Origin of the sequence: Ideonella azotifigens (assembly GCF_006519715.1) — a bacterium.
Lineage (GTDB): Bacteria > Pseudomonadota > Gammaproteobacteria > Burkholderiales > Burkholderiaceae_C > Ideonella > Ideonella azotifigens.
Genome location: NZ_VIDT01000318.1, coordinates 1 through 6,219 on the forward strand (window position 1 = coordinate 1; position 6,219 = coordinate 6,219).

General features: G+C 68.5%; 7 protein-coding genes. 4 read left to right on the forward strand and 3 right to left on the reverse strand.

Going from position 1 to position 6,219, the window contains the following annotated elements:
* The 3 genes from FKP22_RS18055 to FKP22_RS18070 form a co-directional block, all read left to right on the forward strand.
* Positions 1-496: hypothetical protein (locus FKP22_RS18055; RefSeq protein WP_211361452.1), on the forward strand; the 496-nt coding region annotated here is incomplete at its 5' end.
* Positions 497-517: 21 nt separating this feature from the next.
* Positions 518-1,606 (forward strand): hypothetical protein, encoded by a 1,089-nt coding sequence (locus tag FKP22_RS33480; RefSeq protein ID WP_211361453.1) that lies wholly within the window; start codon positions 518-520, stop codon positions 1,604-1,606.
* 16 nt (positions 1,607-1,622) lie between these two features.
* Positions 1,623-2,198 carry a hypothetical protein gene (locus FKP22_RS18070; RefSeq protein ID WP_141288998.1) on the forward strand — a complete coding sequence of 192 codons (576 nt, stop codon included), beginning with the start codon at positions 1,623-1,625 and terminating at the stop codon, positions 2,196-2,198.
* Between the two features lie 39 nt (positions 2,199-2,237).
* Here FKP22_RS18070 and FKP22_RS18075 read toward each other — a convergent pair whose 3' ends face one another.
* Positions 2,238-3,377, reverse strand: a complete 1,140-nt coding sequence (locus tag FKP22_RS18075; RefSeq protein WP_141289000.1) for an ABC transporter substrate-binding protein — start codon at positions 3,375-3,377, stop codon at positions 2,238-2,240.
* Between the two features lie 247 nt (positions 3,378-3,624).
* The gene (gene mltA, locus FKP22_RS18080) at positions 3,625-4,815 is read right to left on the reverse strand and encodes a murein transglycosylase A (protein ID WP_141289002.1); all 1,191 of its coding nucleotides are present in this window, start codon (positions 4,813-4,815) and stop codon (positions 3,625-3,627) included.
* On the opposite strand from mltA, the gene FKP22_RS34280 reads away from it, so the two are divergent.
* Complete coding sequence (locus FKP22_RS34280) at positions 4,814-4,936, forward strand: hypothetical protein (protein ID WP_259372452.1); 123 nt, start codon at positions 4,814-4,816, stop codon at positions 4,934-4,936. The two genes, mltA and FKP22_RS34280, sit on opposite strands and share 2 nt — an antisense overlap.
* An 8-nt stretch (positions 4,937-4,944) precedes the next feature.
* Here the strand turns inward: FKP22_RS34280 and FKP22_RS18085 are convergent.
* The coding region (locus FKP22_RS18085; protein WP_233446880.1) for a transporter-like protein at positions 4,945-6,219 on the reverse strand (1,275 nt) is incomplete at its 5' end.

Below are 6,219 nucleotides of genomic sequence, written 5' to 3' on the forward strand. Positions count from 1 at the left end.
CAGCGGCGCGGCACCCACGCTCCCGCTGATGCAGGTCCGCAATGGCGGCCAGTCCGAAGTCGCGCTGACCCAATGGCGGCTGGCCCCGCAAACCCGCTGGTACGCCAACGTCGGCGCGCCGGGCAGTGCTGCCAGCGGCGCAGGTCAGTCCAACGCCAACCCCACCATGGGCCTCTCCGGCGGCGAAGAACCGCTGGCCGAAGCCACCCGCCTCTGGGTCGCCCCCACCTGGCCCGGCGGCAACGCCCCGGTCCGCGTGCAATACCGCGTCGAATGGCCGTCCGCCGCGGGCCAGGGCGCCCGCCCAGCGGATGCGGCCTGGATGTCCGGCGAAGTGCTGGCGGCGATGGGGCAGTGGGTGATGTTGGGAAGGCTGGCGGGGCCTGGCGGCGCTGTGCAGAATGGGCCGGACAATCCCGGTACGCGGACCTGGCGAAGTGGGGATGCGGCGGCGTCTACTGCGCAGCAGTTGGAGGTGCGGGTGTTGACGCGCTGATGGATTTTCACGACCGCTGCCATGTACCAACTGCATCCCAGCCGCGAACTTCAGCAATGCTTTGCCGAGCGACCATTCCAAGGCGCAGCGCCTTGGGATGCCACGTTCCTGTTCATTGGTCTGGATGCGAACTACGACCCTCAGATCGCGCACAGTTCATCGTTCGGCAACGTGCTGGCGTACCACGAGGATGGCGTGGCGTTCTGGCGCCAGCATGGCGTGCATCACCCGTTCCTGCTGCCTGACTACCGTGGCGACGGCCGTCGCTATCACCTCAACTTCTCGCGCGTCGGCTTTGCGCCGCGGCATGCTTCGCTGGTGTCGTTTGTCGAACTGCTTCACTTGCCCACGATGGGCCGAAGCCAGCTGACGCGGGCGGACTTGGCGACATCGCATTTGCAGATGATCGAGTCTGCAATGCTGCGCGGCCGTGCGAAGCTCATCTTCGTTTCGGCGCAGGTGGCGCAACTGCTGCGCGCGAGCGGGCGGTTCGGATGGCTGGCGCAACGGCCGGCGTCATCTGGCCCTCTCCCCGTGCTCTACCAGGACGCGGGGCGCACGGTTCATCTGCACCTGCACTTCTCCAACTACGGCAAGTTCCAGCCGCAAATGCGCGAGGAGGCTGCCGCCATTGCGGCTTTGCTGCCTGACGCGGCTGCCGAGGCATTGGCCGTCCGCCAACCCGCGCCCTCGGCTGCACCGAGGCCTGCGAAGACCGAAGTGTCTCCCGGCTTGGTGGTGACAGAACCCGCTTTGCTCATCCGGGTGGCGGGACTTCACCGAGAGGGCATGACGCCGCAAGCGCTGTACGAAGCCACTCGCGGTGTCTGGCGCGTTGGCGAGCGGAGAGCCGAAGTCGAGCTGGTGTTGGCTGTGGCCTCAGGGATCGTGCGCGAGGTGTATGTCGCCAAGGCCTGGCACCCAGCAGGCAGCACGGCTTACACGACCCGGTCGCTCGCAGATGTCAACGTGCCGGGGCGCTGGGAGTTCACCGGCGAGCCGGCGCCCGAGCCTGTGAGGTGCAAGTACGTGGGCCGTTCCGCTGCACACTACTTCCCGCGAGGCGCTTCCAATCCCGTCATGTACGTGAATGTCGAGATGCCAGGCTGAAGCAACTGGAGATCAAGTGACGAGCCCGATTGCAGTCACGGAGCCAGCGAGCCTGGTGTGCCCAGGCGATATTCGCGGCAGTTTCAGCGCAGTGGAGGCCGACATGATGCAACGGCCGAACCTGCTCGCCTTTTCGCTGACGCTGCTGTCGTTGGCGCTGCTGCCGGCGATTCCGGTGATCGTCAGTTCAAGTTCGCCGCGGCCCGACTGGGCCTCTGCCATCCGTCGTGAGGTGCCGGCCGTGATGCCGCCTGCCGCCGTGTCCTGCGGATTCGTGGGGTTAATGCAGGACTCGTTTTCAGCCGATGCCTGTATGGCGCACGCGGCGGCGGCGCGCGTCGACCATTGGGTGGCGTCTCAGGCGCAAGGCGAGGATTCGATTGTTTGGATTGCCGTCTTGCGAACGAGCGATGGCCGTCTGCGCCGCTACGACTTTGACTCCTATGGCTGGAGTCAGCGCCCTCATGCCGACCGGCTGTTCACCCGCAGCGTGGTGCCGTGTCGCCAGCTCCAGCGACGTGCCGAGGCCCACACCGCCGCCAATGGCCCTTTTGCATCTGCGCCCGCGTTCGATTGCCCCGATAAGGCGTAGCGCGACTTGCTCAGCGCGTGCCTGCTTCCGGCCGGGTGCTCATCGCACCAGCTTCCCATCCGACCCCAACATCGCGAAGTCCACATAGGCCGAGCCGGTGCGGCCCTTCTGGCTGAAGTTCAGCGGGAAGTTGCCCACGTCCATGCCTTCGGGGGCGCTGAGGGCTTCGCTGATGGCGTCTGGCGCGAGGCGGGCTGCGCGCTTCAGGGCGGCGACCACGGCCTTGGCGGCGATGAAGCCTTCGAGCGAGCGGGTCGAGAGGTTCGGGTCCTTGGACTCGGCGCTGAGCGCCAGGTATTCGCGCACCACGGCGCGCTTGTTGTCGGCGGGCAGCGGCAGCACGGTGGTGAAGGCGTATCCGCGCGCAGCGATGGCGCCGATCTTCTTCAGCATCAGGTCGGGGTCGATGATGGACATGCCGTACAACTGCGCCGTGCCGCCGGCCGCGCGGTAGCGGGTGACGAAGTCGATTGCCGCGGCGGTGGTCGCGCCAAGGAAAATCGCCTGCGGCTTGGCGGCCAGCATGCGGGTGACGGCGGCCGAGGTGTCCGTCGTGTTGCGGGCGTAGGAGGCTGTGTCCACCAGCGTCACGGTGCGGCGCTGGGCGGCTGCGTTGGCGCCGGCGAGCACGTCCTGGCCCAGGCCGTCGTCCTGGTAGACCAGGCCGACGCGGTTCAGGCCGAGGTTCGTCAGGTTCTCGAACAGGCGGTCCACTTCATCGTGATAGCGCGCCTTGACGACGAACATGCCCTCGGCCCTGGCCACACTGGCCGCCCCGGACACGGCACCCACCATCGGCATGCGGGCCTTGGCCAGCACGCCGTCCTTGGCCAGCGCCTCCAGGTTGGCCGTGCCCACGGTGCCGATCATCGCGACCGGCGATTCGGCGACAATCAGTTCCTTGACCAGCCGCACCGTGTCTTCTGGCTTCTGCGCATCGTCGCGCGTCACCAGCTTGACCTTCTGCCCCCGAACGCCGCCAGCGGCATTGACCGAGTCGAGGTACAGCTTCGCGCCGGCGTGGATGGCCTGCCCGGTGACCGCCTGCGGGCCAGTGAACGGCGCGACCTGACCGATCACGATGTCGGCCCGCGCCGCAAAACCCAGCGTGGCCAGCAGGGCCACCGCCGCCAGGCGGAACCCGCGGAGCAGGACGGGGGAAGAAGGTACTGCAGGCATGCGGCGCTTTCGTGAGGCGGATGATCGAAACGAGCCCCGCCGTTTTGCGGCAGTGCCCGGTCAGGACATGCCGGCTCTCAGCCGGCAGGCACGAACAAGCCGGCCTGCTGTCGAAAGAAAGCAGCCAGCCGGGTCCAACCGGCAATCATCGGTAAAAACCCGGGGCGTGCGATGTGGGAAACCGCAATACGAGGCGCGCTTGTTCCCCCATTGCGCCGGTCGCCTGCCCCTCAAGCGTCCCGCGCGCTCACCCTTTCGGCCACAACACCCACATCTTCAGCCCCTGCTTCATGCGCCCGGCATTGGCCTCGGCTTCGTCGCCCCAGCCCCAGAAGAAGTCGGCGCGGACGGCGCCGGTGATGGCGCTGCCGGTGTCCTGGGCCATGACCAGGCGTTGCAGGGGTTTGGTGGACAAAGGCTCTGTGGTGTCCAGCCACACGGGGGTGCCGTAGGGCACGCTTTGGGGGTCCACGGCGATGGAGCGGCCGGGGGTGAGGGGCACGGCTTGGGCGCCTTTGGGACCGAGGCTGGGGTCCAGCAGCGGCTCTTCGCGGAAGAAGACGTAGCGCGGGTTCTGCCAGAGCATTTCCTGCACGCGGCGCGGGTTGCGGCGGGCCCAGTCCTTGATGCCGGGCCAGGAGGCTTGGGCGGGTGTGAGCTCGCCCTGGTCGATCAGCCAGCGGCCGATGGACTTGTAGGGCTGTTCGTTGTGGCCGGCGAAGGCCAGGCGGATCAGGCGCTGGCCGCCGTCGGACTCGGTGAGCTGCAGCCGGCCGGAGCCCTGGATCTGCAGGATCAGCGCGTCCAGCGGGTCTTCGACCCAGGCGATCTCGCGCCCTTGCAGCGCGCTGCGCGCTGCCGGCAGGGTGTCGAGCTGCTGGCGGGTCCAGTAGGGCTTCTTGGCGACCAGGTCGGCCGGCGGGCCGTAGAGCGGCACCTTGCGGTTCCAGGTGGGCTTGCGGCTGGCGGGGATCTCGGGCTCGAAGTAGCCGGTGAGCAGGCCGGCGGGGTCGCCGTCCAGCGACTCCACGCGGTAGACCTGCAGCTTGCTCTCGGCCCACAGGCGCAGCAGCAGGCCGTCTGGCAGGCCGCTGGTCTGGCGGACTTCGGTGCACAGCGTGGCCCAGGCGGTGGGCGGGTTCTGGCAGCCCTGGCGCATCGCGGGCCACCAGTCGCTGAGCTGCTCGTCCTGCCAGCCGGGCAACTCGTTGAACGAGGCCGGCACCCAGCGCGAGCGATTGCGCTCGACCGTGCCGGCGGGAGGCGGCATGTGGAGGACCGGCGGGGTGGGCGCGGTGGTGGGCTGGCCGGGCGAAGCCGAGCCGGGCGGGCCTGGCGGTGTGACGGCGCAACTGGCCAGCAGCATGGTGGCGGCCAGGCCCAGCGCACACAATGGGCCTTCAGCGAAGATTCTTCTCAACAAACGCGGAGACAGCATGGGGTGGTTGGTGCTGGAGGCCTTGGGCGCCGGAGCGGTGCTGGTCTTTGTGATCTGGTGGACGATGTTCTCGGGCCGGCGTGGCGGTGAGCGGGACCGCTCGGAGGACGACCAGGCCTGAGTCTGTCCTCAGCCCGGTGGCTTCGAAGGCTTGAAAAAACTGTGCGGCGCCTCGCGCCAGCGCTGACGCAAGGCCGCGTAGATGCGGCCGCGGTCGCGCAGCTTGAGGCCTTGCGAGACCATGGCCAGCCGGAAGGCCAGCGCGAAGCTCACGCCCAGGTTCAGCAGGCCGGTGATGGGGATGCCGGCGATGCACCACCAGAAACCCGGCTCGTTGAGCAGCGGCCAGCCCAGCGTGCCCAGCGCGGCGAAGATCTGTCCGGTGGACAGCGTGACGTGGCGCACCTCGATCGGCAGGCCGAAGATGCCGGCCAGCGCCGGCACCAGGCCCAGCATCATGCCCAGCGAGACATTGGCGGTGACGCCGGCAATGTTGTCGCGCCACCAGCGTGACCAGCGCAGCGCGCGGGCGGCACCCAGGCGCTGGATGAAGCGCGGGTTCCAGGCAATGGCGCTGTCCAGCCGGTGGAAGACGAACCAGTTCTCGGCCCAGCCGGCGATCAGGCTGGAGGCGAACAGCAGCACGCCGGTGAATGCGGCGTACAGCGCGGTCGGCCCGAGCAGCGAGGTGCTGTGCAGCGCATAGTGGGCCTGGGCCTGGCCGATCAACGGCGCGCCGAAGGTCAGCCACGATAGGATCTGCAGCCCCAGTACCACTGGCGCCACGGCGCTCAGGTTGCCGACGATGCCGGCGAATTGCGAGCGCAGCAGGTGCGCCACTTCGTCGACGAAGCGCTGCAGCGCCGCGTCGCTGGACGAGATGCCTTCGAGCCGGCGCGCCAGGCTGGGCGCGGTCATCGCCGGCTGCTTGGTCGCGACCGTCCAGTGCATCAGGTAGATCACGACAAAGCTGATCGCGTAGTTGGTGCCGGCGCTGAAGCCGGCCCAGAAGGCGGGCAGGGCGAGCGCGGTGAGCACGAACTTGACCATGGTGGTCAGTCCGATCACCGCGCCGCCGCCGGCGGCCATGCGCAGCATGTCGCGGTATTCGGCGCTGTCGCGGGTGATGTAGTGCTCGCCGGTGTCGGCGCTGCGCTCGGTCACCTTGCGTGCCAGCAGCGCGTAATGGCGCGTGAACAGCTTGCCGATGCCGCGCCGCTCGATGCCGGCGCGCACCAGCTCGGCCAGCAGCCGGCGCAGGTCCGGCGCGGCGTCATTGCCCATCAGGCAGGCCAGCAGCGCTTCCATGCGTTCAGCCCGGCCGCGCAACTGGTTGATCTGGAACACCAGGTCGACCGAGATCCCGTAGTCGTCCAGGTGGCCGCGCACGCTGTCGGCCGCGGT

What these genes read in the sequence shown, in the direction of transcription:
- FKP22_RS18075 (WP_141289000.1), bottom strand. Translation starts at nt 3,377, where the DNA reads ATGCCTGCAGTACCTTCTTCCCCCGTCCTGCTCCGCGGGTTCCGCCTG.
- mltA (WP_141289002.1), bottom strand. Translation starts at nt 4,815, where the DNA reads ATGCTGTCTCCGCGTTTGTTGAGAAGAATCTTCGCTGAAGGCCCATTG.
- FKP22_RS33480 (WP_211361453.1), top strand. Translation starts at nt 518, where the DNA reads ATGTACCAACTGCATCCCAGCCGCGAACTTCAGCAATGCTTTGCCGAG.
- FKP22_RS34280 (WP_259372452.1), top strand. Translation starts at nt 4,814, where the DNA reads ATGGGGTGGTTGGTGCTGGAGGCCTTGGGCGCCGGAGCGGTGCTGGTC.